Below are 25,642 nucleotides of genomic sequence, written 5' to 3' on the forward strand. Positions count from 1 at the left end.
TTGAGGCCCCGCTTCAAGCGTATAGCGGCGCTCATGTCGAACCCGCCTGATATCGCCGCCGCCGATCCGATCCCCGAGTGCCCGCATTGCCAGAAGCCGATGCCGCTGTGCATCTGCGACAGCGTCACGCCGATTGAAAATCGGCTGTCGCTTCTGATCCTGCAGCACCCGCAGGAGCAGGACAGGGCGCTCGGCACCGCGCGCCTGCTCGCGCGGCATTTCGCCGACGCCACGGTGCGGGTCGGGCTGTCCTGGCCGAGCCTGTCCAAGGCGCTGGGCCGGCCGGTCGAGAATGCCGCGCACTGGGCCGTGCTCTATCTCGGCTCGGCACGCGCCGCCGATCTCGACGCGGAAGGCGAGATCGTCGCGCTCAACCGCAAGGGCGAGGTTGCGGAGAACCAGCGCGCGATCCTCGGCAAGCTCGAAGGCGTGGTGCTGCTCGACGGTACCTGGAGCCAGGCCAAGGCGCTGTGGTGGCGCAATCCCTGGATGCTCAAGTGCCAGCGCGTGATCCTCAACCCTGCGCACCCCTCGCGCTATGGACGTCTGCGCAAGGAGCCGCGCCGCGACGGGCTCTCGACCATCGAAGCCGCGGCGACGATTCTCGCCGGCCTCGAGCGACGTCCCGACATCGCCGAAGCGCTGCATGCGAGTTTTGAACGACTGCTGGCACGCTACCGCGAGGTCCAGGCCGAGATGCCGGAATTGGCGCCCAAGCCCGCCCCGAAGGGGCGGCGCGACTTCCGGCGGCGCAAACGAGCCTGACTTCGGCCCACATCATCAGTGGTGCCGGCAGGAAGAGGGCGGAGCGGCTGCGCAGGGCGCCAGCCGGGGTTGCCTCCGGTCAAAGCCGGATGAAGGCAGTTGCCTAAGCCATTGATCCCCTATATTGGTCCGCCCTTACGGGGCCACGTGGCGGAGTGGTTACGCAACGGTCTGCAAAACCGTGTACTCCGGTTCAATTCCGGACGTGGCCTCCATCGCAACCCTCTGATCTCCCGTCACAATTTGATTCCTTGTCGGTTGCGCCGATGCTGCGCGCGGCGCTCCGCCGAGGAGCGCGGCGGCTCGATCACCGGGTTTGCCCGGAGCCTGCTGGAAACCCCTGATTCAGGCCGCTGGCATAGACTTCGCATCTGCGAAGGGATGCATCTCGCCATCCGAGCACTGGAGCCACAAATGGGCGACATCGTCCGATTTGTCTCGAAATCCGAGCTGGAGCGGGCTCGCCTCATCCGTGAGGCCCGCGCGATCTATGACAGCATCTTTCCATCGGCCGTACCCGACCAGGCGCCGCAGGATGGCGAGGATCGCGCCAAGACCTGATCGTTGCTGAGCCGGATTTCCGGCGCAGGCCCCATAGCAAAACGCCCGCGAGGCGGGCGGTTCGGCTTACGCTGAAAGCAGCGCTCAGCAGGCCGCGTACCAGCCGTCGGGAAACGGCAGGAGGGGCCAGGCGCCCTCATTGTCATTGGCGGCTTTGGGTGTCGCGTCGAAGCTCCACGAGCGGGGCACGAATTCCTTTTCTGGCGCGGGCGCGAAATCTTCAACGACCATGGCGTCCCGGACGGCATCCAGCATCAAGTTGAATTCGGCTTCGCTTCTCATCACACCCCTCGCAGAACGCGGATGGCGCAATGTCGCAAAGTCGGTTTGTCATCCGATTGAGCCGATTGCTCGCATTTTAACGATCCGGCGATCGCGGCTCGATTGGTTAGCGATTTCTAGAAAGTCCCGTCGGGAACCTACGTTCCGCCCGACGATCGCTCGTGTGAAAAAGATCACATCCTCCACGATTTATTTCTCCTACCCCTTGGCGCGACCCCCGCTGGCAAAGGCTGGAGGCGGGCAGGGCGGACAGGAGACTGGCCATGAAGGCGAGGTTCTTGCGATTTGCGGAGGTGAGGAGCCGGGCGCGCGGCGCGCCCCACGGTCGGGCTGTTCCTCACCCTGTTCGCTTCCGCTTGCCGAAGCGTGGCTGGTGGGTGAGCCACCTGTGGGTTGGTGCGCAGCAAGACGCGCAACCTGCTGACGAATCCCCAATATCGGCCCTGTGGATATGCTGCGGACAGGCTGTGGATCGACAGCTGCTCGCGTCGTCCGGCTGATCGTCGGGGGGACATCAGAGCCAAGTGCGCGGCACACGTCGTTGCCGGTCCCTCTCGGCATTTCGACTCAAATTACAACCCGCGCGTGCAAGAAGTCTTGATTGGCGGGCGACTTAGAGGTGAATGCGCGACTTGAACGCCGCGCTGGGGCACAACGACTAATCGATAGCGTGCATGAGGATCAGGGAAACGTGATCAGGCGTCCTCTTCCTAAAGCACCAAAATGGTGCTTTAGCGCTTTGTATGAGCCAGTCGCCCCGAAACGCGCCGTCCGCGCTGCGTTACAGGCTTGCCCCTGACCCGGCCGCCAAGGCCGCACTGGAGGCGACGTTCCAGGCCTATGACCGCATGATGGAAATCCTGGAGGAGGTCGCGCGGAGCCACAACGTCGGTTCCAACGTCGTGCTGCTGCATGCCCACGCCTATGAGCCGATCCGGAAAGCAACCGCGCTGCCGTCGCGTCTCGTGACGCTGGGGCTGCGCGACCGCACCGAATATCGCGCGGCGCAGGGCCGCCGTCTGCCGCTCGACGACAAGCTCGCCAAGATCAAAGGCCCGGCCACCATCTCGATTGCGACCGTGCAAGGGCGCTTCAGCGTGCCCTTCGACTATGCCGGCTATACCGAAGGCTGGGGGCAAAGCGTGCCCGCGCGCCTGGTTCGCACCGAGGACGGTTTCGAAGTCCACTACGGCGTCACGCCGAACACTCTGCCAGAGGAGGAGAACGCTATGGACACCATCGCTGCCGCCCCCGACAATTTCCTGTCCCGGGTCGGGCGCCTGATCGCCGGAATCGCCTATGACGCGATCGAGCAGGCGGAAGGCAAGAACAAGCTCAAGGTGGTCGGACAGGCCATCCGCGAGATCGAGCACGCCGAGAGCGAAGCGCGTGACGCGCTCGCCGCTGCGCGTGCCGAGGAATACCGCCTCAACGCGCGCCGCACCGAGATCGAGCGTGAGATGGCCGATCTCGCTCCCAAGATCGAAGGGGCGATCGCTGATAGCCGCGACGACCTCGCTCGTGCCGGCATCGCGCGGCAGATGGATCTGGAGGCGCAGTTCGACGTGCTCTCCCGCGCCATCGACGAGAACAACGAGAAGATCGAACAATGTGTCACCTCCCTGCGCGCGGTGCTGTCGGCACTCCAGGACGCCGAGCAGCGCCGCGCCGATCTCGAAAAGAGCGAGGCGGCCGCAGGTGAGCAGGGCTCGACGTCGTTCCGTAAGCAGGGCGGCACTTCCGCTGCAGCCAAGGCCTTGCGTGCAGGCAAGGCGGTGGCGCGGGCCACCGGCGTGCCCCAGGGTATCCCCTATTCGAGCGACATCGACGAGCTCAGCACGCTCCATCGCGACAAGGAAATTGCGGCGAGGCTGGCGCGGCTGAAGTCGCGCTCCTGAGTGCCGTGGCATGAGCGCTCTGCTCGAACACGTCATGGCGCCGGAGGTCAGGCCGTTCGCGATCGCGGCGGCCATGATCGTCATCGTCGGCTCGATCGAGGTGGTCTCGATGCTGGTCGGAGCCTCCTTGAGCGAGATGCTCGGCACCCACATCGATTTCGGTCATCCCAGCGACAATGGCGTGATCAACGCCATCTCCTGGATCAATATCGGCGGCGTGCCGCTGTTGGTCTTCCTGCTGCTGCTGCTCGGCGCCTTCTCCATCACCGGCTTCCTGATCCAGGACGTCGCGCGGATGGTGGCCGGCCCCTTGCCGGCGACGCTCGCTTCGGTCGGAGCGGTCGTGGTCTCGGTTCCGCTGGTCCGCGCCGCCAGCAGGGCCATCGCGCGGGTCATTCCGAAAGATGAAAGCTATGTCGTCGGCCTCGGCGATCTCGTCGGCCGCATCGGTGAGGTCGTGATCGGCCCGCTCGACCAGGGCCCGCCCGGCAAGGTCAGCGTCGCCGATATCCACGGCAATCGCCATTTCGTCTGGGCAGTCGCCGCGCCGTCGTCCTCGCCGCTGCCGCAGGGAGCCATGGTGCTGCTGGTCGATCGCGATGGCACGCGCTTCGTCGCAGTGAAGGCCGACGATGAACTCAAGCCGTCCAAGTCACCTCTAAGCAGTAGCTAAGGTCATTCATTGGAGAAAGTCATGTTCGACATCGCAGTCCCGGCCATGATCGGCGTTGCTCTGATCATCGTCCTCGGGATCGTCTTCACCATCCTCTATAAGCGTGCCACACGCGACGAAGCTTTCGTGCGCACCGGCCTCGGCGGCAAGAAGGTCGTGCTCGACGGCGGCGCCATGATCCTGCCGATCTTCCACTCCTACGCCAGCGTCAATCTGAAGACGCTGCGGCTCTCCGTGGAACGCAAGGAGCGGGAATCCCTGATCACCAAGGACCGCCTGCGCGTCGACATCGTCGCCGAGTTCTACGTCCGCGTCCGCCCGGATGAAGAGAGCATCGCGCTGGCAAGCCAGACGCTTGGCGCGCTGACCAACGACGCCGAGGCGCTGCGCAACCAGGTCGAGGCGAAATTCGTCGACGGCCTGCGCTCGGTCGCCGCGACCATGAGCATCCTGGAGCTTCAGGAGAAGCGCTCGGACTTCGTCAAGCACGTGCAGTCCACGGTCGAGTCCGACGTGAAATCGAACGGCCTCGAGCTTGAATCCGTGTCGCTGACCAAGCTTGACCAGACCGACGTCAAGTTCTTCAACCCCGAAAACTTCTTCGACGCCGAAGGTCTCACCCAATTGAAGACTGTCACCGAAACCCGCCGGCGCGACCGCAACGCCATCGTGCGGGACAACGAGGTGGCGATTGCGCAAAAGGACCTCGAGGCGCGGCAACAGACCCTCGGCATCGAGCGGACCAAGAAGGAAGCCGAGCTCTCGCAGGAGCGCGACATCGCCAACAAGACCGCGAGCACCCGCGCCGAGGTCGCAACCGCAACCCAGACCGCGCGCCTGACCGAGGAGAACGCCCGCATCGATACCGATAGGGCCGTTGCCGAGAAGGAGGCCGGTGCCAAGCAGGTCAAGGAAACCGCGGTGATCGAATCGGATCTGGCGATCAACAAGCGCAAGACCGATGCCCAGCGCGAGATCCAGATCGCCACCCAGGAGAACGAGATCCAGATCGCCGCCAAGAGCAAGCAGACCTCGGAAGCCGTCGCCGAAGCCAAGACCGCCGAGGCGCTCGCGGTGTCCGCGGAGGAAAAGGTCGTGACTGCGCGTGCGGTCGAGGTCGCCGATCGCACCCGTCTCACCCAGGTGCTGGCCGCGCGGACCGAGGCCGAACGCAAATCGACCGAGCTGATCGTCGCGGCCGAGGCCGAGAAGAAGGCCTCGCTCGATCGCGCCGAAGCCGTGAAGACGCTGGCCACCGCCGAAGCCGAGTCCAACAAGATCAAGGCTGTCGGCGTCCGCAACATCGGTGAGGCCGAGGCCGCCGTCATCACCATGAAGAACGAGGCGCAGAACAAGCTCGGCAGCAACGTCATCGAATTCGAGATCGCCAAGAAGCGGATCGAGACGATGCCGTCGGCGCTGGCCGAGATGGTCAAGCCGATCGCCAACCTCAAGGACGTCCGCATCCTGCACACCGGCGGCGCCTTCGGCGGCAACGGCGCAGGCGGAGGCAATGTCGGCTTCGGCGAGGGATTGGCCGGCGAGCTGCTCAAGGTGCACGCGCTGCGTCCGATGATCGACGAGATCCTGCGCCAGAGCGGTTTTGCGCCCGGCGATGATCCCGTGAAGGCGCTGGTCGGCGCGGTGACCGGGAAGAGCAACGGTGCCGCTGTGCCGGTAGCTGCTCCCGTGCCGGAGAAGACAAACACCGCCGATCTATGAATGCCCGTTCATTGCTGCGGAGAATTCGAAACGATAGAACAGGTCCTGCGCGTCTCGCGTCGCGCAACGTTCCGGAGTGCAGATCGACGGCGTGTTGAACCCTTCGATCGCACTCCGGGCATGTCTTGAGGCAACGCTTTTTGTTGCCGCGGCGCCTGCGCCGATCGATGCCGGGCGCCTAGGCCTGTTTCGATCGGAGGATTTTCATGAAGTATTTTCTGTCTGGATTGATCGCGATCGGCCTGTCGATCGCCGCCATGCCGTCGTTTGCGGCTGACGCCCGCAACGTCACCGTCGTCAACGAAACCGGCTATGCCATCAAGTTCCTGGGCTTCAACGCACCGGACGATGGCCTGGACGAGTGGGACAACGAACTCGAGAAGGTGTTGCAGAACCAGGCCAGCACCTATGTCGCGTTCGACGAGGACGACGAGGGCTGCGTCTGGAACATTCGCGTCGACTGGCAGAACTACGACGAGGCCGTGCTGTGGAAGAACGTCAACCTCTGCAAGATCACAGCGCTTCGGCTGCGCTACGATTCCGGCACCAAGAAAACCTCGTTTCTTGCGGAATAGCGATTGGCCGATATCGCCGGGAGGAGGGGCCCGCTCAGGCCCTTCCTCAAGGACGTTTCGGAGGATGACGAATTCGTCCTTTGCAAGCGCAAGCGGCTTTGTTATACGCAGCCGCGCGCGAACGACTGGTTCGCCTTTTCCTCGGTAGCTCAGCGGTAGAGCATCCGACTGTTAATCGGATGGTCGCTGGTTCGAATCCAGCCCGGGGAGCCAAAATTTTCCGCAAATTCAATGACTTATGGTCTCATCTTCGAGCGCCTCGCGATCTCGTTGCATTGATTTCTGAATAGCGCGTCCGCGATTTTTGGCTGGAATCGCATTCAAGCAGATGTGTGGACGGGCGTCGTCGCGCCATGGGGACGGCGCCAAATCGACTCAATTGAAATTGAGCTTCGACAGCTGCCGGATCTTTACGGAGCTGATTCCCATGCCAGACATCCAGGTCGACCGTTCTCATATGGCCCCCTCGATTCTGCCGGCGGACATTCCCGAACTCAGCGACGATGAATGCCTCGCCTGTCTGGCGCGTGCGGTTGAGACGCCCGATTCGGCGCGGCTGGATGAAATCGCAGCTCTGATCGGCCGCCTCGCGGTGGCCATCGAATAATCCGTTCCGGCGCCCGATGCGGTAAGATACGGAAGCCCTGGCCCCGCAGGTGAACGGCCGTGTTGCGTTTTGGCCGTGCATGCTCCAAAGATGCCGCGAATTTCGTCCGCGGCATCGTCCGCATTGCAGGGTCCGCAAATGTCCGGTTTCTCGACCGCGCGCCTCAAAATGGTCGATGGCCAGGTGCGCACCAATGACGTCACCGACCGTCGTATTCTCGATGCCATGCTCACGGTTCCGCGCGAGGCCTTCGTGCCGGCCGCCCGGCAGGCACTGGCTTATCTCGATCTCGACCTCGACGTGAGCGAGGGCACAGTCAAGCGCTTCCTCATCAAGCCTCAGCTGACCGGCAAGCTGCTTCAGGCCGCCGACATCGGCGAGGGCGACAATGTCCTGGTGGTCGGCTGCGCCACGGGATACCTCGCCGCGCTGACTGCGAAGCTGGCCCGCCAGGTCACCGCAACGGAATGCGACTCGGCCCTGGCCGCGAAGGCCAAGGATTCCCTCACGTCCCTGGGGCTTGCCAATGTCACCTGCAAGGCCGCAGCCTGCACCGAAGGCGATCCGTCCGCCGCTCCCTACGACGTGATCATCCTCAATGGCGCTGCCGAGGTGATGCCGGAGGCATTGCTCGGGCAACTGAAGGAGGGCGGGCGCCTGGTGGAAGTGTCCGCGGAATCACGGCCGCCGCGGGCCATGATCGTGACCCGTACCCACGGTGAATTCGGCCATCGAACCCTGTTCGACGCTGCCGCTCCGGTCCTTCCGGGGCTCGAACGGGCGGCCGCTTTCGTCTTCTGACGGTCCAAAGTCCCATTAAAATCCCGTTCTGAATCAGAAGTGTGGCCGGGATGCTGCACGTGAAGAGTTTCCACCGGGAACTACCCTCGGGTAGTTCCGTCGCGCCAATCCGCATCCTATGTTGCGGCGGGGCAACGACTCCACTCGATAGACGTAACCCAGCTCGCGGGCACGAGCCGGGCGTTAGAATGAACGGAATTTCAGGGATGCATGGGGTGAAGCTCTTCACCGGAGCTGCGGTTTCGGTCCTGTTGCTGGCGCTTGCCGGGCCGACGCCTGCCTTGGCGGATACGATCGAATCCGCGCTGGTGCGCGCCTATCAGGACAATCCGCAGCTCAACGCACAGCGTGCCCAGGTGCGCTCGACTGACGAGGGCGTGCCGCAGGCCTTGTCCGGCTACCGGCCCAAGGTCAATCTGACGGCGACCGGTGGCTATCAATATCAGGATTTGCAGAGTGGCGTAGGGAGCAACTCAGTCTTCGGAACCAGGACCCCCCGCAGCGTTGGCGTTACCGCGACGCAGACGCTCTACAACGGCAACATTACCGGGAACAAGACGCGGGCGGCGGAGAGTCAGGTTTCCGGCACCCGTGAAGCGCTGCGCGGTATGGATCAGAGCGTGCTGCTGAGCGCCGCAACGACCTACATGGACTATCTGCGGGATTCCGCCACGCTCGAGGTCCAGCGCAGCAACGTGCGCGTCCTCGAACAGACACTGAAGCAGACCCGTGATCGCTTCAATGTTGGCGAGGTGACACGCACAGACGTCGCGCAATCGGAAGCACAGCTGGCTGCCGGCAAGACCCAGGCCCTTACCGCGGAATCGAATCTCAACACGACCCGTGCCGCCTTCCGTCGGGTCATCGGCAACGATCCGACGAACCTTGCGCCGGGCTCACCGGTCGATCGATTTCTTCCCCCAACGCTTGCCTCGGCGATCGAACTCGGTCTGGTCGAGCATCCCGACGTGACGGCTGCCATGTATGGCATCGACGTCAATTATCTGCAGGTCAAAATCGCAGAGGGAGCGTTGCTGCCGACACTTACGGCTCAGGTAACGGCCCAGCGGGCCGACGAACAGTCCTTGATTCAGATGCGCTCGTACACCGCATCGGCGATCGCGCAGCTCCAGGTGCCGATTTATAATGGCGGTGGCGAATATTCGCTGATCCGCCAATCCAAGGAAAACCTGGCGCAGCAGCGCCTCAACCTCGAAAAGACCCGCGATCAGGTTCGTGCGACCATCGTGCAATGGTGGGGCTCTCTGCAGGCCGGCAAGGCGCAGGTGCAGTCGGCGCAGGCGCAGGTGACGGCGTCCGAGATCGCGCTGAACGGCGTGCGCGAGGAAGCCAAGGCCGGCCAGCGCACGACCCTCGACGTCCTCAACGCCCAGCAGGCGCTGGTCAATGCGCGCGTCGCGCTCGTAACCGCGCAGCACGACCGTGTCGTCGCTTCGTACAACGTCCTCGCCGCGGTCGGCCGTCTGGCGCCGCAGGTCCTTGGCCTTGCGACCAATGTTTACGATCCCAGTGTTCACTACCATCAGGTCCGCGACAGCTGGGCCGGCGTGCGTACGCCTGACGGGCGCTGATACCCGTAGTCGTCCGGTCGGCCTCGCCAATAGCCGAGGCCGACCGGCGCTTTGCTTGCAATCATCAAAATCCCTGACATAGCCTTGCCAAGACAATGCGGATCGATTCGCTTCGCATTGATGCCGTGTGCGTAAAGCTTGAGTGCCGGGGGCAGGGGCGCACCGCCGCACGTTGAGCCGTGATCTGGGGACAAGTCGGGCTGCCGTGACGAAAATGACCGGCCATCGGTCCGGAACCGGCCAATCCTGCCGTGCTTGGTGTAAAACAACGCATGCGAGGGCGTTGATGATGTGGAGTCGGAGATGACGCAGCCTGCAAAGGTCACAGAACCCTCGATGGAGGAGATTCTGGCCTCGATCCGGCGCATCATTGCCGACGATGAGGCCAAGCCGCCGCCGGCTGAAACCGCCAAACCCGAGAAAGCCACCGCGCCCGCCGCGCCGCCAAAGCCGCAGGCGATGAACGACATTCCACCCTCCAAGGTCGCAGCGGCCAAACCGGCCGCCGAGAAGCCCGCTGCGCCCCCGGCCGCAAAGCCGGCACCGGCCTCAGCTCCCGCACCTGCGGCGGATGCATCGCCAAACAGCCAGGACGACATCGACGCGCTGCTGGCGGGGCTCGATGCAGCCACACCCGCGCCCGAGATGCGCGCGCCTGAGCCGGAGCCCGAGCCTGAACCCGACGTACTCGAATTGACCGACGAGATGGCGATGGATCCGACACCGGCTCCGCCGCCACCGAGCTTCCGCAAGGTCGAGCCGCGCGACGATCTGGAATTCGCCGAATCGCCGCCGCCACCGTCTTACGCGCCGGTGGACTTCGATGCCCCGCCGCTGCCGCCGCAGCAGCCCATGCTCGCGCAGTCGACCGTCTCGGCGGTGGAATCCGCCTTCAATTCCCTGGCGCACACGGTGCTCAGCAGCAATGCGCGGACGCTTGAGGATCTGGTCAAGGAGATGCTGCGCCCGATGCTGAAATCCTGGCTCGACGACAATCTGCCGGGCCTCGTCGAACGCATCGTGAAGGCCGAAATCGAGCGGGTCTCGCGCGGCGGCCGCTGACACCGGCGGTGCGGCCCCGATAAAGCCCTGCTCCCAGGGCATATTCGGCCTGCGGACCGGGCAGGACGCCCTTTGCCGCTGAGCTTCCCGTTGACTTGACCCGCACACGCGGCTTTCTACAGCCCCATGATCGAGAAAAATTATCAGCCCGCCGATATCGAAGCCCGCATGTCCGTGGTGTGGGAGGACAGCCTTGCTTTCAAGGCCGGCCGCCCCGACCGCCGCGACGCTGTGCCGTTTACCATCGTGATCCCGCCGCCGAACGTGACGGGCTCGCTGCACATGGGCCACGCCCTCAACAACACGCTCCAGGACATCCTGTGCCGGTTCGAGCGCATGCGCGGCCGCGACGTGCTGTGGCAGCCCGGCACCGACCATGCCGGCATCGCCACCCAGATGGTGGTCGAGCGGCAGCTGATGGAGCGCCAGCAGCCCGGCCGCCGCGAGATGGGCCGCGCGAAATTCCTGGAGCGGGTCTGGCAGTGGAAAGCCGAGAGCGGCGACACCATTATCAACCAGCTCAAGCGGCTGGGCGCCTCGTGCGACTGGTCGCGCGAGCGCTTCACCATGGACGAGGGCCTGTCGAAAGCCGTCGTCAAGGTGTTCGTCGAGCTGCACCGCGAGGGGCTGATCTACAAGGACAAGCGGCTGGTGAACTGGGACACCAAGCTGCTCACCGCGATCTCGGATCTCGAAGTGCAGCAGACCGAGGTCAAGGGCCACCTCTGGTATCTGCGTTACCCGATCGAGGGCAAGACGTTCAGCCCTGAGGATCCCTCGACCTTCATCGTCGTCGCCACCACGCGCCCCGAAACCATGCTCGGTGATACCGGCGTGGCCGTGCATCCGGAGGACGAGCGCTACCAGAAGCTGGTCGGCAAAAACGTGATCCTGCCGCTGGTCGGCCGCAAGATCAAAATCGTCGCCGACGATTATTCCGATCCGGAAAAGGGCTCCGGCGCGGTCAAGGTGACGCCGGCTCACGACTTCAACGATTTCGAGGTCGGCAATCGCCACGGCCTGCGCCGCATCAGCGTGATCGACAGGGAAGGGTGTCTCGATCTCGTCGACAACGAGGACTATCTGCACGAGCTGCCGGAGGGCGCATCGCAATTCGCCGAGGAGTTCCACAAGGTCGACCGCTTCGCCGCGCGCAAGCGGATCGTCGAGCGGCTGGAGAGCTTCGGCTTCGTCGAGCGGATCGAGCCGCACACCCACATGGTGCCGCACGGCGATCGGTCCGGCACTGTGATCGAGCCGTACCTGACCGATCAATGGTATGTCGACGCCAAGACGCTGGCAAAGCCCGCGATCGCGGCGGTGCGCTCGGGCGAAACCTCGTTCGTGCCGAAAAACTGGGAAAAGACCTATTTCGACTGGATGGAGAACATCCAGCCCTGGTGCATCTCGCGCCAGCTGTGGTGGGGTCACCAGATCCCGGCCTGGTACGGGCCCGACGGCAAGGTGTTCGTCGCCGAGACCGAGGAGGAGGCGATCAGCCACGCGCTCGGCTATTACGTCGAGCAGGAGGTCATCACGGCCGAGCAGGGCCGCGAAATGGCGCTCGACCGTAACAAGCGCGAAGGCTTCATCACGCGCGACGAGGACGTGCTCGACACCTGGTTCTCCTCGGCGCTGTGGCCGTTCTCGACGCTCGGCTGGCCCGAAGATGCCCCCGAGGTGCAGCGCTATTATCCGACCAATGCGCTGGTGACCGGCTTCGACATCATCTTCTTCTGGGTCGCCCGCATGATGATGATGGGCCTTCACTTCATGAAGGAGGTGCCGTTCTCGACCGTCTACATCCACGCCCTCGTCCGCGACGAGAAGGGCGCCAAGATGTCGAAGTCGAAGGGCAACGTCATCGATCCGCTCAACCTGATCGACGAATATGGCGCGGACGCGCTGCGCTTCACGCTGGCGGCGATGGCGGCGCAGGGGCGCGACATCAAGCTCGCCACCAGCCGCGTCGAAGGCTACCGCAATTTCGCGACCAAGCTCTGGAATGCGTCGCGCTTTGCGGAAATGAACCACTGCGCCGTGCCCGACGGTTTCGAGCCGGCGAAGGCGAAGGAGACGCTGAACCGCTGGATCGCGCATGAGAGCGCGCACACCACGCGCGAGGTGACCGAGGCGATCGAGGCCTATCGCTTCAACGATGCGGCAGGCGCAATCTACCGCTTCGTCTGGAACGTCTATTGCGACTGGTATGTCGAGCTCGCCAAGCCCGTGCTGCTCGGTCCGGACAGCCCCGCCAAGGACGAGACCCGCGCCATGGTCGCCTGGGCGCGCGACGAGATCCTGAAGCTGCTGCACCCGTTCATGCCCTTCATCACCGAAGAGCTGTGGGAGGTGACGGCCAAGCGCGACGGCCTGCTCGCATTGGCGCCATGGCCGCTGAAGCGGGCCGAGCCGACGCCCGAGCAGCTTGCGATGCTGGCCGCCACGACAGGGACGACCGATCCGCTCGTCTCGCCGGCCTGGGTGATGCCGATCTTCGACCACGCCGACTTCACGGACCCTGCGGCCGAGGCCGAGATCGGCTGGGTGATCGACCTGGTCACGCAGATCCGTTCGGTGCGCGCCGAGATGAACATCCCGCCGGCGACGCTGACGGCGTTGGTGCTTGCCGGCGCCTCGGCCGAGACCAGGGAGCGCGCGCCCCGCTGGACTGACGTCATCAAGCGCATGGCGCGGCTGTCGGAGATCTCCTTCGCCGACCATGCGCCGGACGGTGCGGTCCAGCTGCTCGTGCGCGGCGAGGTGGCCGCGCTGCCGCTCAAGGGCGTGATCGACGTGGCCGCCGAGCGCACGCGTCTCGACAAGGAGATCGGCAAGGCCGACGCCGACATCAAGCGCGCGGAGTCCAAGCTGGCGAACGAGAAATTCGTCGCCAACGCGGCCGAAGAGGTCGTCGAGGAGGAGCGCGAAAAGCGCGAGGCCGCGCTGGCGCGCAAGGCCAAGCTGCTCGAGGCCTTGGAGCGGCTGAAGCAGGCGTCGTGAGGACGCTACTTCGGAAACGGCTTGCTCAAAAACTTCGAGCCCCTGACGCCATAGCGCCAGGGCAGCTCGACCGCCTTGGTGATGCCGATCCGAATGCCGGTTGCGACCTCCAAATCCTCCGTCCGCGCATGCAGTGCGATCGGCGGCCGGTCCAGCGGCAGGGTGTTGTGTGCGATGGTGATCCCGAGCGCCTCGGTCAACTTGCCGGGGCCCGAGCACAGCGCATGTACGTCCTGGAGATGACGGCGGCGGCGCATGGTGGCGATGCCATGCGTCGGCTCTAGCGCGCGGATCAGCACGGCGCTGGCCGAGCCTTCCTCCTCGCAGACGAAGTTGATGCACCAGTGGATGCCGTAGGAGCGATAGACATAGGCATAGCCGGGTGGGCCGAACATCACCTGGTTCCGCGGCGTCGGCCCGTTGTAGGAGTGCGCCGCGGGGTCGGTATGATGATAGGCCTCGACCTCGACGATGATGCCACCGATTCCATCGACTAGCATCGTCGCGCCGATCAGCTCGGGCGCGACCTCGTGGACGCTGCGGCCGAAAAAGGCACGCTTCAACGGTTTGCCGAGCCGCGGGAGTGAGGCCTTCGAGTTTGGAGCCATTCGAGGTGAGAATCGCCAGAGGACAGAGCAGGATATTGCCCATATCTGCCATGTTCCCTGAAGCGGCGCGAGCCGGGTTGCGATGCCCCGCCAGACCGACTAGGTAGGACCTGAACAGACCGGACACCCCATGGTCGTAATCGTCGATACCATCTCGAACCCGCTGCGCCCGCGCCACCCCGAAAAGGTGAACCGGCCCGATTCCGCTTCCCCGCCGAAGCCGGACTGGATCCGCGTGCGCGCACCCAACACCCGCGGTTATGCCGACACCCGCAACATCGTGAAGTCCAACGGCCTGCACACGGTGTGCGAGGAAGCGGGCTGCCCGAACATCGGCGAGTGCTGGGACAAAAAGCACGCCACGTTCATGATCATGGGTGACACCTGCACCCGCGCCTGCGCCTTCTGCAACGTCAAGACCGGCCTGCCGAATGCGCTGGACGCAGCCGAGCCGCAGAACGTCGCCGAGGCGACCGCCAAGCTCGGTCTTGCCCATGTCGTCGTCACCTCGGTCGACCGCGATGACCTCGCTGACGGCGGCGCCGAGCATTTTGCCCAGACCATCCGCGCGATCCGCGCCGCCTGTCCCTCGACCACGATCGAGATCCTGACACCGGACTTCCTGCGCAAGGAGGCGGCGCTCGAGGTCGTCGTTGCCGCCAAGCCCGACGTCTTCAACCACAATCTCGAGACCGTGCCGTCGCGCTATCTCACGGTGCGGCCCGGCGCGCGCTACTTCCATTCGATCCGGCTGTTGCAGCGGGTCAAGGAGCTCGATCCCACCATTTTCACCAAGTCCGGCATCATGGTCGGCCTCGGCGAGGAGCGCCACGAGGTGCAGCAGGTGATGGACGATTTGCGCTCTGCCGACGTCGATTTCCTGACCATCGGCCAGTATCTGCAGCCGACCCGCAAGCACCACGCCGTGATGCGCTACGTGCCGCCGGACGAGTTTTCGTCTTATGAAAAGGTCGCCTACACCAAGGGCTTCCTGATGGTGTCGGCGAGCCCGCTCACCCGCTCGTCGCATCATGCCGGAGAGGATTTCGCGAGACTGAAGGCTGCGCGGGCAGCTCACGCCCGCTGACGTATCATGCATCGAGTTTCGAGCAAGCACCGCGTCAACCACAGCGCGTCCGAGATGTTTGATCTGGTCGCCGACGTCGAGCGCTATCCGGAATTCGTGCCGCTGTGCAGCGCGCTGAAGGTGCGCCAGCGGATGGCGAAGCCCGACGGCACCGAGGTGCTGGTCGCCGACATGACGGTGTCGTTCAAGCTGGTCAAGGAATCCTTCACCAGCCGCGTGACGCTCGACCGCGCCAATCTGAAAATCTTGGTCGAATATCTGCAAGGTCCGTTCAGCAACCTCGAAAACCGCTGGACGTTCGAGCCCAAAGGTGAGGGCGTCTGCGACGTCGGTTTCTTCCTCGCCTACGAGTTCAAGAGCCGCATGCTGGCGATGCTGATGGGCTCGATGTTCGACGCCGCCTTCGCGCGGTTCTCGATGGCGTTCGAAAAACGGGCCGACGCGATCTACGGACGGCCGAAGCTGGCGCCGACGTAGCTGTTGCAGGCACCGCTCTCTCCACAATCATTGCGAGGAGCTCTTGCGACGAAGCAATCCAGACTGTTTCCGCAGAGCAGTCTGGATTGCTTCGCTTCGCTCGCAATGACGGGGTGGGAGCAGTGCGTATTCTCTCCTTCTCGTGCCCCGGACGCAGTGCAGCGCCCTTCAGCGCTGCACTGCAGAGCCGGGGCCCAGGTCGCAGAGGAACTCGCGGCTTCTGGGTCCCGGCTCTGCGCCGCAACGCCATGCGTTGCTGCTTGTCCGGGACACGGACGGGAAGATTCTGGATTGCTTCGTCGCATCAGCGCAAAATTGCTTCGCAATTTTGTCGCAAGAGCTCCTCGCAATGACGGCGGGGAGGCCGGTGCGCCAGCTAATCAATCCACCGCCTTCACGACATCCGGCGGCTGCGAGGCATAATACGCAGCGGCTTGCTCGATTTCCTGCGCCGTCATTGCGCGCGCGATGTTGCGCATTTGCTGGCTGATGTCGTTGCGCCGCTCACCGGAGGCGAAGGCCTGGAGCTGCGCTTTCATATAGGCTTCCGACTGGCCTTCCAGCCATGGGCTGCCAGCCTTGTTGTCGAGGCTGCCATGGCAGGAGCCGCAGGGCGCAATGCCGCGCATCGGCGCGCCGTAGATGACGATGTTGGGTTTCGGCAGTTGCGGCGTCGGATGATAGGCCGGCAGCCGCGGCAGATAGGCGTAATAGTTGGAGAGATCGGCGATCTCCTGGTCGGTCAAATTGGTGGCGAACGGCGTCATCACCGCATTGCTGCGCGCGCCCGAGCGGAAGTCGAGCAGCTCCTTGTAGATCACGGCCGCATACTGGCCGGCGAGATTGGGCGAGTCCGCGCGGCTCACGCCGGTCGGGCCGTGGCAGATCGCGCAACGCTGCGCCAGCGTCGCGCCCCGGCCGATCGCCTCCTGGCTCGGGCGCGCTAGCGTGTTCGAGGTGAGCACGACCTCCGACAGGCGCCTGGTCTGCTCCGGCGCCGTCACGCTTGCCGCGCGCTGCGGCAGGCCGGCGGCGCTGCAGATCGCATCCCAGACATTGGCGAATTGCACCCAGGGCTGCGCGAAGGGCAGCACGATGAATCCGCCAATCGCGGTCACGATCAGGATCGCGGCGGTGAGGCCGACGCCGATCCTGAAATGGCTGTTATGGAGGGTGAAGAGGTCACGCGTGCTCATCACTGCGCCCCCACGTAGACGGCCGGCACCGACGTGCCTTCGCTCAGCGCCAGGTTGAGGATCGGATAGCCGTAATTGGTCAGCGTCAGGCCGATCATCAGCGCCACCCACAGCGCGTGGGTATTGAGCGCGACCGGCACGGTTATCGGCTGGTGCACGGCCATCGCAAAGCGATAGGGACCGGCCTCGGCCTGAGGCGCACGCATGCCCCGCGCCAGGATGACGATGAAGATGATGCCCGAGGCCAGCAGGATGAAGCCGCCGATCACCGAGAACGTGACCGAGAGTGCCTGCGGCGCGATGGCGGGATCGCCGAAGTCGAAATAGGCCATGCGGCGCGGCATGCCTAGAATGCCGACCCAATGCCAGGGGAACGTCGTCACGATCATGCCGATGAACCAGAGCCAGAGCTGGGTTCGGATCAGGCGGAGATTGGTCAACTCGCGCCCGGTCAGATGCGGCCACAGGTCGTAGGCGATCGCAAAATACATGATCACGATGGCGCCGCCGAAGATCAGGTGGAAATGGCCGGTGATCCACTGCGTGTTGTGAATGGAGGTATCAAGCTGGTAGCTCATGTTGATGAGCCCGCCGGCACCGCCGAAGCCGAGCATGACGAAGGAGAACGCCAGCGCCAGCATCATCGGATTGTCCCAGGGCAGGGCCCTGATCCAGCCGAACAGGCCGCGCCCACCACGCAGCCGCGCCGCGATCTCGACCGAGGCGCAGATCGTGAACACGGTCAGCAGCGTCGGCAACGCCACCAGCGCGGTGAAGGCCGAATGGATGAACTTGAAGCCGGCGCCGACTTGCGGATCGGCGAAGGTGTGATGCATGCCGATCGGCATCGCCACCACCAGGAACAGGATGAAAGAGATCCGCGCCATGCTGTCGGAATAGACGCGGCCGCCGATCGCGCGCGGGACGATGGTGTAATAGGCGATGTAGGTCGGCATCAGCCAGAAATAGACGATGGCATGCAGCGTCCAGGAGAAGAACACGCGGGCAAGACCGGCATCGATCGTGGCTTTCAGGCCTGCCGCGACGGGAATGATCTGCAGCAGCAGCTCCAGCGCGGCGCCGACCGCGGTCCAGGCCCACAGATAGGAGCCCGCGACATTGGCGAACATCGCGAGCGGCACCGGCTCGCCGGGATGGGCCTTGCGCCAAACGCGCAAGTTAATCGACATCAGCGCGACCCAGATCCACGAGCCGACCACGACCAGGACCACGCCGAGGTAGTAGAAGACGTTGCCGATCAGCGGCGGATAGAAGGTGTAGAGCACCGAGGCGCGCCCCAGTGCGACCGGGATCACCGCCATGATGCTGCCGGTGACGATCAGCCAGAAGCCGGCCCAGGCCCAGCGCACGCCGACCAGGCGCTGCTCCAGCGCGGATTCGCTGATGGCATAGCCGAATCCCATCGCGACCAGCGTCGGGAACACGTAGCCCATCACCGTGCCGTGCGCGGTCAGCGAGCGGTAATAGAGCTCGGGATTGGACAGCCAGGTGCCGATCGGGCTGCGGATGAATATCTGCCAGGCGCCGAGCGTGAGCGCGATGCCGAACACGGCGAAGGCGAGCCAGAAATGGGCGAGGATGAGCTTCCTATTGGCCAACACAGCTCAACCTCCCGCCACCCTTCGCGCGACCTGCGAATTCGGTCTTGTCGATCACCTTGACCTTGCCCCACATGCCCTCGTGGCCGAAGGAGCAGAACTCCTGGCAGGGCATCAGATAGTCGCCGGTCTGCGCAAAGCGCATCAGCTGCTCGGAGATGTAGCCCGGCACCAGCATGGTGTTGACGTTGGTGCCCTGGATCAGGATGCCGTGGACGACGTCGGCGCTGGTGGCGCGCAGCGTGATCGGCGTGTCCGCGGGCACCAGGATGCAGGCCGGCGTGAAGGAATATTGCTGGCCGATCGCGCGCACGGTCACGTTGCCGTTGCTCTCGAGCACGCTGCCAAGATTGCTCTCGACGAATTCGCCGGTCAGATGCAGGCGCGAGGGGTCGGTGGTCTCGACGCGCGGCTGCGGCATGGTCGCGCGATGGATGCCGGCGAAGGCCGCCAGCAGCGCCATCATCACGATGATGATCACGGCAAGGGTGGCCCAGCGCCGCTCGACGCGGGCCGCGACCTCGGCGCTGGCGTGGGTGTCTTGTGCGCTCATTGCAGCGACCCGCGTGGCAGGAACACGAACAGATAGAAGGCGAGCCACATCGCGACAACGCAGGCCGTGGCGATGCCGGCAAGCACGATCGCGCCGGAGGGGCCTTGCGAAACGACCTCCTCGACGGCCTGGTCGGCGGCGGCTGGGCTGGTCGGCGGATCGGAATTGATCATGTGATGTCTCAGTTCAGCGGCGCGGAGCGCAGCTCGTTGGCCTCGCGCGCCGAGACCGGCGCGCCGCGATTGCCCCAGGCGGTGCGGATGTAGGAGACGACGGCGGCGATCTCGTTGTCGGACAAGAGCCCCGCGAACGGCGGCATGCCGTAGGGCATGGGATTGCCATTCGTGCCGGGCGGATAGCCGCCATTGAGCACCATGCGGATCGGATTGACCGCCGACTGCATCTCGATCGACTGGTTGTTGGCGAGCGGTGGCCAGTGCGGCGGCTTGCCTTCGCCCTGCGTGCCGTGACAGCTCGCGCAATGTTTGTCGTAGACAGTCTTGCCGAGGCTGATCAGCAGGCTGCTCTCGCTGGTCGGCAGCGTCGAGCTTGCCGGTGGCGAAGGCGAGGGCTCCGCAATGCCCTTGAGGTACACCGCCATGGCGCGCGTATCGTCGTCGTTGAGGTATTGCAGGCTGTTGTGAACCACTTCGGCCATCGGGCCATAGACGACGCCGCGCATGGAAACGCCGGTCTGGAGCAGGTCGGTGATGTCCTTGATGCTCCAGTCGCCGAGCCCGGCCTCGCGGTTTGACGTCAGCGAGGGCGCGTACCAGTTCTGCATCGGGATCAGGCCGCCCTTGAAGGCGTCCGATTGCGAGGTGCCGCCGAGCGCATTGATCGGCGAATGGCACATGCCGCAATGACCGAGGCCCTCGACAAGGTAGGCGCCGCGATTCCATTCGGCGGATTTGGTCGGGTCAGGTTTGAACTCGCCCTCTGAGAAATACAGCGTGCGCCAGCCGAGGATCAGCTGGCGGTTCGAATAGGGGAAGCGCAAATCGTGCTCGCGATTCCGCTGGTTCACGGGCGGGATTGATTTCAGATAAGCGAAGATCGCCTCCGTATCGGCTCGCGTGACCTTGGTGTAGGACGCGAACGGCATTGCCGGATACATCAATCCGCCGTCGGGAAAGCGGCCGTAGTGCATCGCCTTGTAGAAGTCTTCGGCAGTCCATTTGCCGATCCCGGTGTCTCGATCCGGCGTGATGTTGGAGGAATACAGGGTGCCGAACGGCGTCGGCATGGCGCGTCCGCCGGAGAAGGTGCGTCCCTCGGGAGCCGTGTGACAGGCGATGCAGTCGCCGGCACGGGCCAGATATTCGCCGCGCGCGACAACGCTATCGCCGTCAGGATCAGGCTTCCGCTGCGCTTCGGCGGACGAGCCGGCGAAGAGCAGCAGCCAGACCGCAAGGATTGGTGAACACGATCGCAATTCGGTCTCCTCAATCCGGTTCACTGCCGCAGGCGAACGGCAGCACGTACGTGCCCTTCGGTGCCGGCGCAACGGTCACGGGCGCTGGACGGCTTGCGAGCCACGCCGCGACCGCCGTCACGTCTTCCTCGGTCAGCCGGGCAGCAACCTGCTGCATGCAGTCCGGCGCTTTCGCGGTGCGCGTGCCATAACGCCACGCTCCCAACTGCGCGCTGATGTAGTTCGGGCGCAGTCCGAGCAGGCCGGGAATTCCCGGCTCCATTCCGGTCAGAGCCGGGCCATGGCAGCTTCCGCACGCCGGAATCTGTCGCTGTGGATCGCCCCGCGACACCAGCGACTGGCCGTGCTGCAGCACTTCCTTGCTTGCGTCGCTTGCCGCCACGGGAGGCAGAGGTGGATGCTGATCCGCAAAATAGTCGGCCATCTGCTGCAGGTAGGGATCAGGGAGGAATTCCAGCAGATAGTTCATCGGCGGGTATTTTCGCCGGCCGTTCTTGAAGGCAAGAAGCTGGTTGTAGAGATAGCCGGCCGGCTTGCCGGCAAGCCGCGGGAAATAGACGTCGCTCGTGCCTTCGCCTTGATTGCCGTGACAGGGCGTGCAGGCCTCGACCCGTGCCGCCATCGTGTCGGGCGGCTGGTTGGCCGTTTGTGCGACCGCACCATCAAACGCGGCCAAGTTGGCAATGGCGACGGCCAAAGCAATGGTGCGAGCGAACACTCTCGTCACCCTCCAAAGAACGGGACCGGTTGATTCCGGATCACCAGATAGCAAAGCATTATTGCGCCAATATGGCCCTGCGCAAGACCGCGCACACGTCACGACGCTTGGCTGCGGTCTTCGCATGTGCGATCCCGATCGAATTCGACACAACTTGCGTGCTTATTGAAAACTGGACATAACGCAGCAGTCTCGCGACAGTTCCTGCCCGAGTCTTGCGCGGTCATATCACCCTCTTTTGTCAGAGGGTGCAGGGAAGACCGGGTGCCGGCTGGCACCCGCGGTCCACTGTGCGAAACCTGCGTGTCAAGAAGCTGCACAGCGGCATACAGGTGAAGCCAAACAGCCGGCCTTCCCTGCGCAATGGTTTGACGGCTTATGCCGAGCTCTCCCCGGGGAGCGATGCACTATTGCCCCCGTCGCCTTGCGGATGGCTGAGATTGCGGACCCGGTCGGGCCGCCACCTCACCGCAACACTTGACGCACAGACCCCGGGCGTCAGGACCACACGATTTTGCCGTACGCAGGCTGCACCGGTCGTGTGCGCGCTGGCTGTCGCTCACGGTTTTGCCGCCCTGCGATGCCCGTCGCGCCGGTACTGCCAGCGTCCACCACGGCTCACCCCGCGTTTCGTGACGATCGCGATACGCCCCTCTGACTGGGATGAGGTGGCGGGAGAATGCGACAAAGCCGAAATTCTGTAAAGACGAATATTTTTGCGGGCGCCGATTGACCGCCCCATTGTGTGTTTTGCCCGTCGGGCCACGCAAGATTTCGTAGGGTGGGTTCGTCGAAGGCGTAACCCACCGCTTCTTCCGCGGCGGCAAGAGAAGAGGTGGATTACGCTGCGCTAATCCACCCTACCAGTGTTTCGTGCCGTGTTCCCGCCTCGGCCAACGCCGGGATCATTTCGCATCGCAGTGCGTTCTCAACCGATTGTCCGGGTTGGAGCCGTCATGACCGTCAATTTCGACACGCTGAAAGCCTCGCTCATCCTGTATGGCCTGAACGCGATCTACGCGATTCTGCTGCTCGCGATCGGCTGGTATCTGTCCGGCGCCATGCAGCGCTTCGTCACACGCGTGTTGAGCGTCACGCACCGCGTCGACCCGCTCGTCACATTGTTCGTCGGCAGTCTTGTGCGCTACGGTGTGCTGGCCGTGGTCGGCATCGCCGTGCTTCAGCTCTTCGGCATCCAGACCGCGAGCCTCGTTGCCGTGCTGGGCGCCACGTCACTTGCCATCGGTCTCGCCTTGCAAGGCACGCTCTCCAATCTCGCCGCCGGCGTGATGCTGCTGTTGTTCCGGCCCTTTCACATTGGCGATGACGTCGAGGTGGCCGGCAAGGCGGGGAAGGTGAAGTCCTTGTCGTTGTTCATGACCGAGCTGGTCGCGCTCGACAACACGCAGATCCTGTTGCCGAACGGACAAGTGTGGGGCGCGGCCATCGTCAACCACAGCGCCTATCCCGGCGCCGGTGAGGTCAAGGTGGCGTTCCCGGTCAGGGCCGGATCGGCCAATGCGTTGGCCGACCGGATCCTCGAGCAGCTGCGCGAGGACCCTCGCATCGACGAGGGGGCCGCACCCACGGTCAATGTGTCCAAGGTCATCGCGGCCGATCCCGCAGCGCCGCTGGTGGAATTGACGGTCAGCGCCAAGGTCAAGCCGTCCGACGCCGATGCCGTCAAACAGCGCGTGCTTGACCATGCGAGCGCGCTGCTTGCGGTAGCGTGACGCGCCTTAAGCTCAAATCGCCAAAGGAAAGCTAAGGCCGCGATGGCCCTCGCGGCGAGGGCATCTGCCGGAGCGACACACCTGCCGACGCGCGAATTGGAACGAAACTAATTCCAAGCTGCGCGCTGTTTGTTCCAGCGCAATCAGATTCACAAGCCCAGCGCCGAGCTTCGCGGCCGATCGCGACGGCGTGCACCGTCGCGCGGACACCGGCGCGCGCTGCAAAGGCGATGGGCTGCAAGGAAATGGAGCTGCAGTGGGACGTAAGAACATCAACTTTTCATCCGGGCGAGGGCGGTCACGAGGCGCAAGCAGGATACCCGGCACGATGCGGCTGTCCCTGACGGCATCGGTCTTGTTGCTGCCGGAGCTTGCCGGAGAAGCCTGCCTCGCGCAATCGGCGACGCCGGGCACGGCCATCCAGCTCGATCCGGTGGTCGTGGCTCCGCCGAACAGCGCGGCGAAGCCGGCGGCGGTATCTCGCGAGCGGGTCGCGGCACGGCGCCGTGCGGCCAAGCCGCAGCCTCGCGGTGGTGACGCGCCCGGCGAAGAGGCGCCGTCTGCCGCTGCTGCGGCCGCATCGGTGCAAGAGCGTTTCGAGGCGCTCGCGGGCGGCGTCGCGCTGGTCCGGCGCGAAGATCTCTCGCCCACCGGCAATCCGACCGTGGCGCGCGCCTTGAGCGGCGTTCCCGGCGTCGTGGTGCAAAACTTCTTCGGCGGCAACGACCAGCCGCGCATTCAGATCCGCGGCTCCGGCCTGCAGCAGAATCCGGTCGAGCGCGGACTGCTGGTGCTCCAGAACGGCCTGCCCATCAACCGGGCCGACGGCTCCTACATTGTCGGCTTTGCCAATCCGCAGCAGGCGGAGGCCATCGAGGTCTATCGCGGCTACATGGCCAACCGCCTCGGCGCCACCGTGCTCGGTGGGGCCCTGAATTTTGTGTCGCCGACGGGATCGTCGTCGCCGGGCACGCAAGCCGCCGTCAGCGGCGGCAGCTTCGGGCAGATCAATGCCAGTGCGCAGACCGGCGGCAGGAAGGACAATGTCGATGCGCTGGTCCAGGCCGATTTCAGCCGCCGTGACGGCTTTCGTGACTACAACAGCTCCGAGCGCAGCAGCTTCAACGCCAATGTCGGGGCCGTGCTGTCGGAGAATGTCAGCACACGCTTCTTCATAGGCTACACCGATCTCGGCTTCGGCGTGGCTGGGCCGCTGACCAAGAGCGCGATGGAGGCCAATCCACGCCAGGTCTCCGCGGGACCAACCTTCATCCCGCCATCGACCTCGATCAATCCGGGGCCCAATGTCGTGCGCGACGGGCCACGCCGCGAGGCCGACCAGTTCGTGGCGGGCTCGCGGACCACCGCGACGTTCGATGCGCATCTGTTCGACGTGGCGCTTGGCTATACCCACATCGACGACATGTTCCGCTTTCCGATCTCCTCGGGCGTCCGCGCCACGCGGGGCGACGATGCGACGGGCGTGTTTCGCTACGCCTACAAGCCCGATAGCGCGGCCGCGTTGCCGCTGCTGGAAACGACGGCGCAATATTCCGTGGGATCGGCGGATCGGGAGAACTTCATCAACCAGGCCGGGCAGACCGGCGCCAAGTTCGGCGAGAGTCGGCTCGATGCGAGCACGCTCGCGCTGCATACCGGCCTCAATTTGCCGATCTGGGACCGGGTCACCATGTCGCCGGCGATCGCCTATGGCTATGCCACGCGCGACAATGACGACATCTACCGGAGCGCGACACGGCCGACGATTGCCTACAATCCGGCAAACCCGACCATGCTGCTGCCGAACGGGGCGGTGCCGACGCAGAGCTCGAGCTATGCGCGCAGCTATTCGGCGTGGAGCCCCAGCCTCGGTGTGACCTTCCGCCCCGTGTCTGGCCAGACCATCTTTGCCGCGGTCAGTCGGAGCTTCGAGGCGCCGTCGCATGACGATCTGCTTGCAACGATCAACGGGACGCCGAACAGCAGCCCCGGGCGGCCGACGCCGGGCAATCCGGGCCTCGTCGCCGCGGTGTTCGCGACGCCCGACCTGAAGGCTCAAACCGCCACCACGGTCGAAGGCGGCTGGCGCGGCCGGGGCGGCGTGCTGTCGTGGGACGCCGTCACCTACTATTCCTGGGTCGACAACGAGCTGCTCAGCCTGCGCGACTCGACCGGCGCGCTGATGGCGGCGTTCAATGCTGACCGCACCACCCATTTCGGTGTCGAGTTCGGCGTCGGGGTCAGGATCACGGAGCGGCTGACCGGCCGCGTCGCCTATACCTATCAGGACTTCCGCTTCGACAACGATCCGCTGCGCGGCAACAACCGTCTGGCCGGCGCGCCGCCGCATCTCGTCAACGCGGTCCTGCAATATCGGGCGACGGATGCCTGGAAGCTCGAGGGCGTGGTGCGCTGGAGTCCCGGTCACATGCCGATCGACAACATGAACACGCTGTTTGCCGATCCGTTCGTCGTCGCCGATCTGCGCACCGAATACCGGATCAGCAAGCGCTTCTCGGTGTTCGGCGAGATCACCAACCTGTTCAACGCGACCTATGCCGCATCGACCCTGATCGTCGATCAGGCGCGGCCGGACCAAGCCGCGTTCATTCCCGGCGACGGACGCGGATATTACGGCGGCCTTCGGGCGCGGTTCTAACGTGCAAAGGAGACTC

The 25,642-nt window shown here is 64.5% G+C and carries 23 protein-coding genes and 2 tRNA genes; 17 read left to right on the top strand and 8 right to left on the bottom strand.

The features are described from left to right. The first annotated feature begins 33 nt into the window (after window positions 1–33). From XH84_RS31145 to XH84_RS40140, 3 genes are all read left to right on the top strand, one after another. Window positions 34–765 carry a tRNA-uridine aminocarboxypropyltransferase gene (locus tag XH84_RS31145; RefSeq protein WP_128921833.1) on the top strand — a complete coding sequence of 244 codons (732 nt, stop codon included), beginning with the start codon at window positions 34–36 and terminating at the stop codon, window positions 763–765. A gap of 141 nt (window positions 766–906) precedes the next feature. Further along, window positions 907–980: transfer RNA gene (locus XH84_RS31150), tRNA-Cys, on the top strand. 199 nt (window positions 981–1,179) lie between these two features. Further along, window positions 1,180–1,326, top strand: a complete 147-nt coding sequence (locus XH84_RS40140; protein WP_164936562.1) for a hypothetical protein — start codon at window positions 1,180–1,182, stop codon at window positions 1,324–1,326. 84 nt (window positions 1,327–1,410) lie between these two features. Here the strand turns inward: XH84_RS40140 and XH84_RS31155 are convergent, their stop codons facing one another. After that, window positions 1,411–1,608 (bottom strand): hypothetical protein, encoded by a 198-nt coding sequence (locus XH84_RS31155; protein ID WP_128921832.1) that lies wholly within the window; start codon window positions 1,606–1,608, stop codon window positions 1,411–1,413. A 743-nt stretch (window positions 1,609–2,351) separates the two neighbouring features. Here XH84_RS31155 and XH84_RS31160 point away from each other — a divergent pair. From XH84_RS31160 to XH84_RS31205, 10 genes are all read left to right on the top strand, one after another. Further along, window positions 2,352–3,506, top strand: coding sequence for a PspA/IM30 family protein (locus tag XH84_RS31160; RefSeq protein WP_128921831.1), 1,155 nt, complete (start codon window positions 2,352–2,354; stop codon window positions 3,504–3,506). Between the two features lie 10 nt (window positions 3,507–3,516). Continuing rightward, window positions 3,517–4,179 (top strand): OB-fold-containig protein, encoded by a 663-nt coding sequence (locus tag XH84_RS31165; protein ID WP_128921830.1) that lies wholly within the window; start codon window positions 3,517–3,519, stop codon window positions 4,177–4,179. 21 nt (window positions 4,180–4,200) lie between these two features. Further along, on the top strand, window positions 4,201–5,901 hold the full coding sequence (locus tag XH84_RS31170) for a flotillin family protein (protein WP_128921829.1): 1,701 nt from the start codon (window positions 4,201–4,203) through the stop codon (window positions 5,899–5,901). Between the two features lie 206 nt (window positions 5,902–6,107). Next, complete coding sequence (locus XH84_RS31175; protein WP_128921828.1) at window positions 6,108–6,476, top strand: hypothetical protein; 369 nt, start codon at window positions 6,108–6,110, stop codon at window positions 6,474–6,476. A 138-nt stretch (window positions 6,477–6,614) separates the two neighbouring features. Continuing rightward, window positions 6,615–6,689 (top strand) — tRNA-Asn (locus tag XH84_RS31180). 214 nt (window positions 6,690–6,903) lie between these two features. Next, complete coding sequence (locus tag XH84_RS31185) at window positions 6,904–7,083, top strand: hypothetical protein (protein WP_128921827.1); 180 nt, start codon at window positions 6,904–6,906, stop codon at window positions 7,081–7,083. Between the two features lie 138 nt (window positions 7,084–7,221). Beyond that, window positions 7,222–7,884 (top strand): protein-L-isoaspartate O-methyltransferase family protein, encoded by a 663-nt coding sequence (locus XH84_RS31190; RefSeq protein ID WP_128921826.1) that lies wholly within the window; start codon window positions 7,222–7,224, stop codon window positions 7,882–7,884. A gap of 206 nt (window positions 7,885–8,090) precedes the next feature. Further along, on the top strand, window positions 8,091–9,476 hold the full coding sequence (locus XH84_RS31195; RefSeq protein WP_128922018.1) for a TolC family outer membrane protein: 1,386 nt from the start codon (window positions 8,091–8,093) through the stop codon (window positions 9,474–9,476). A 303-nt stretch (window positions 9,477–9,779) separates the two neighbouring features. Next, the gene (locus tag XH84_RS31200) at window positions 9,780–10,538 is read left to right on the top strand and encodes a PopZ family protein (protein WP_164936561.1); all 759 of its coding nucleotides are present in this window, start codon (window positions 9,780–9,782) and stop codon (window positions 10,536–10,538) included. A gap of 126 nt (window positions 10,539–10,664) precedes the next feature. Next, complete coding sequence (locus XH84_RS31205; protein ID WP_128921824.1) at window positions 10,665–13,541, top strand: valine--tRNA ligase; 2,877 nt, start codon at window positions 10,665–10,667, stop codon at window positions 13,539–13,541. Between the two features lie 5 nt (window positions 13,542–13,546). Here XH84_RS31205 and XH84_RS31210 read toward each other — a convergent pair whose 3' ends face one another. Next, complete coding sequence (locus XH84_RS31210; RefSeq protein WP_128921823.1) at window positions 13,547–14,149, bottom strand: DNA-3-methyladenine glycosylase; 603 nt, start codon at window positions 14,147–14,149, stop codon at window positions 13,547–13,549. 130 nt (window positions 14,150–14,279) lie between these two features. Between XH84_RS31210 and lipA the strand changes: the two genes are divergently transcribed. Together lipA and XH84_RS31220 are read left to right on the top strand one after the other, a co-directional pair. Beyond that, window positions 14,280–15,236, top strand: a complete 957-nt coding sequence (lipA, locus tag XH84_RS31215; RefSeq protein ID WP_128921822.1) for a lipoyl synthase — start codon at window positions 14,280–14,282, stop codon at window positions 15,234–15,236. A 6-nt stretch (window positions 15,237–15,242) separates the two neighbouring features. Further along, complete coding sequence (locus XH84_RS31220) at window positions 15,243–15,713, top strand: type II toxin-antitoxin system RatA family toxin (protein ID WP_128921821.1); 471 nt, start codon at window positions 15,243–15,245, stop codon at window positions 15,711–15,713. A 380-nt stretch (window positions 15,714–16,093) separates the two neighbouring features. On the opposite strand, the gene XH84_RS31225 is transcribed toward XH84_RS31220, so the two are convergent. The 6 genes from XH84_RS31225 to XH84_RS31245 are packed head-to-tail and all read right to left on the bottom strand — an operon-like array spanning window position 16,094 to window position 21,234. Next, window positions 16,094–16,909, bottom strand: coding sequence for a c-type cytochrome (locus XH84_RS31225; RefSeq protein WP_164936560.1), 816 nt, complete (start codon window positions 16,907–16,909; stop codon window positions 16,094–16,096). Beyond that, window positions 16,909–18,531, bottom strand: coding sequence for a b(o/a)3-type cytochrome-c oxidase subunit 1 (locus tag XH84_RS31230; RefSeq protein ID WP_128921819.1), 1,623 nt, complete (start codon window positions 18,529–18,531; stop codon window positions 16,909–16,911). Before XH84_RS31230 ends, XH84_RS31225 begins: the two co-directional genes overlap by 1 nt. Next, window positions 18,518–19,081 carry a cupredoxin domain-containing protein gene (locus XH84_RS31235; RefSeq protein WP_128921818.1) on the bottom strand — a complete coding sequence of 188 codons (564 nt, stop codon included), beginning with the start codon at window positions 19,079–19,081 and terminating at the stop codon, window positions 18,518–18,520. Before XH84_RS31235 ends, XH84_RS31230 begins: the two co-directional genes overlap by 14 nt. Continuing rightward, window positions 19,078–19,254: a hypothetical protein gene (locus XH84_RS40145; RefSeq protein WP_164936559.1), complete on the bottom strand. Its 177-nt coding sequence runs from the start codon at window positions 19,252–19,254 to the stop codon at window positions 19,078–19,080. Before XH84_RS40145 ends, XH84_RS31235 begins: the two co-directional genes overlap by 4 nt. An 8-nt stretch (window positions 19,255–19,262) precedes the next feature. Beyond that, on the bottom strand, window positions 19,263–20,480 hold the full coding sequence (locus tag XH84_RS31240; RefSeq protein WP_430641991.1) for a cytochrome c: 1,218 nt from the start codon (window positions 20,478–20,480) through the stop codon (window positions 19,263–19,265). 46 nt (window positions 20,481–20,526) lie between these two features. Beyond that, entirely contained in the window at window positions 20,527–21,234 is a 708-nt protein-coding gene (locus XH84_RS31245) for a c-type cytochrome (protein ID WP_128921817.1), read from the bottom strand. A gap of 956 nt (window positions 21,235–22,190) precedes the next feature. Between XH84_RS31245 and XH84_RS31260 the strand changes: the two genes are divergently transcribed. Next, a complete protein-coding gene (locus XH84_RS31260; protein WP_128921816.1) occupies window positions 22,191–22,967 on the top strand; it encodes a mechanosensitive ion channel family protein in 777 nt (258 codons plus the stop codon). A 328-nt stretch (window positions 22,968–23,295) separates the two neighbouring features. Beyond that, complete coding sequence (locus XH84_RS31265) at window positions 23,296–25,626, top strand: TonB-dependent receptor family protein (RefSeq protein WP_128921815.1); 2,331 nt, start codon at window positions 23,296–23,298, stop codon at window positions 25,624–25,626. Window positions 25,627–25,642: the final 16 nt, after the last annotated feature.

It is taken from the genome of Bradyrhizobium nanningense (assembly GCF_004114535.1).
In the GTDB taxonomy this organism is placed as follows: Bacteria; Pseudomonadota; Alphaproteobacteria; order Rhizobiales; family Xanthobacteraceae; genus Bradyrhizobium; species Bradyrhizobium nanningense.

Excerpts from the sequence above, each read along its gene's own strand:
- XH84_RS31145 (WP_128921833.1), top strand. The coding sequence starts at position 34 with ATGTCGAACCCGCCTGATATCGCCGCCGCCGATCCGATCCCCGAGTGC.
- XH84_RS40140 (WP_164936562.1), top strand. The coding sequence starts at position 1,180 with ATGGGCGACATCGTCCGATTTGTCTCGAAATCCGAGCTGGAGCGGGCT.
- XH84_RS31155 (WP_128921832.1), bottom strand. The coding sequence starts at position 1,608 with ATGAGAAGCGAAGCCGAATTCAACTTGATGCTGGATGCCGTCCGGGAC.
- XH84_RS31160 (WP_128921831.1), top strand. The coding sequence starts at position 2,352 with ATGAGCCAGTCGCCCCGAAACGCGCCGTCCGCGCTGCGTTACAGGCTT.
- XH84_RS31165 (WP_128921830.1), top strand. The coding sequence starts at position 3,517 with ATGAGCGCTCTGCTCGAACACGTCATGGCGCCGGAGGTCAGGCCGTTC.
- XH84_RS31170 (WP_128921829.1), top strand. The coding sequence starts at position 4,201 with ATGTTCGACATCGCAGTCCCGGCCATGATCGGCGTTGCTCTGATCATC.
- XH84_RS31175 (WP_128921828.1), top strand. The coding sequence starts at position 6,108 with ATGAAGTATTTTCTGTCTGGATTGATCGCGATCGGCCTGTCGATCGCC.
- XH84_RS31185 (WP_128921827.1), top strand. The coding sequence starts at position 6,904 with ATGCCAGACATCCAGGTCGACCGTTCTCATATGGCCCCCTCGATTCTG.
- XH84_RS31190 (WP_128921826.1), top strand. The coding sequence starts at position 7,222 with ATGTCCGGTTTCTCGACCGCGCGCCTCAAAATGGTCGATGGCCAGGTG.
- XH84_RS31195 (WP_128922018.1), top strand. The coding sequence starts at position 8,091 with ATGCATGGGGTGAAGCTCTTCACCGGAGCTGCGGTTTCGGTCCTGTTG.
- XH84_RS31200 (WP_164936561.1), top strand. The coding sequence starts at position 9,780 with ATGACGCAGCCTGCAAAGGTCACAGAACCCTCGATGGAGGAGATTCTG.
- XH84_RS31205 (WP_128921824.1), top strand. The coding sequence starts at position 10,665 with ATGATCGAGAAAAATTATCAGCCCGCCGATATCGAAGCCCGCATGTCC.
- XH84_RS31210 (WP_128921823.1), bottom strand. The coding sequence starts at position 14,149 with ATGGCTCCAAACTCGAAGGCCTCACTCCCGCGGCTCGGCAAACCGTTG.
- lipA (WP_128921822.1), top strand. The coding sequence starts at position 14,280 with ATGGTCGTAATCGTCGATACCATCTCGAACCCGCTGCGCCCGCGCCAC.
- XH84_RS31220 (WP_128921821.1), top strand. The coding sequence starts at position 15,243 with ATGCATCGAGTTTCGAGCAAGCACCGCGTCAACCACAGCGCGTCCGAG.
- XH84_RS31225 (WP_164936560.1), bottom strand. The coding sequence starts at position 16,909 with ATGAGCACGCGTGACCTCTTCACCCTCCATAACAGCCATTTCAGGATC.
- XH84_RS31235 (WP_128921818.1), bottom strand. The coding sequence starts at position 19,081 with ATGAGCGCACAAGACACCCACGCCAGCGCCGAGGTCGCGGCCCGCGTC.
- XH84_RS40145 (WP_164936559.1), bottom strand. The coding sequence starts at position 19,254 with ATGATCAATTCCGATCCGCCGACCAGCCCAGCCGCCGCCGACCAGGCC.
- XH84_RS31260 (WP_128921816.1), top strand. The coding sequence starts at position 22,191 with ATGACCGTCAATTTCGACACGCTGAAAGCCTCGCTCATCCTGTATGGC.
- XH84_RS31265 (WP_128921815.1), top strand. The coding sequence starts at position 23,296 with ATGCGGCTGTCCCTGACGGCATCGGTCTTGTTGCTGCCGGAGCTTGCC.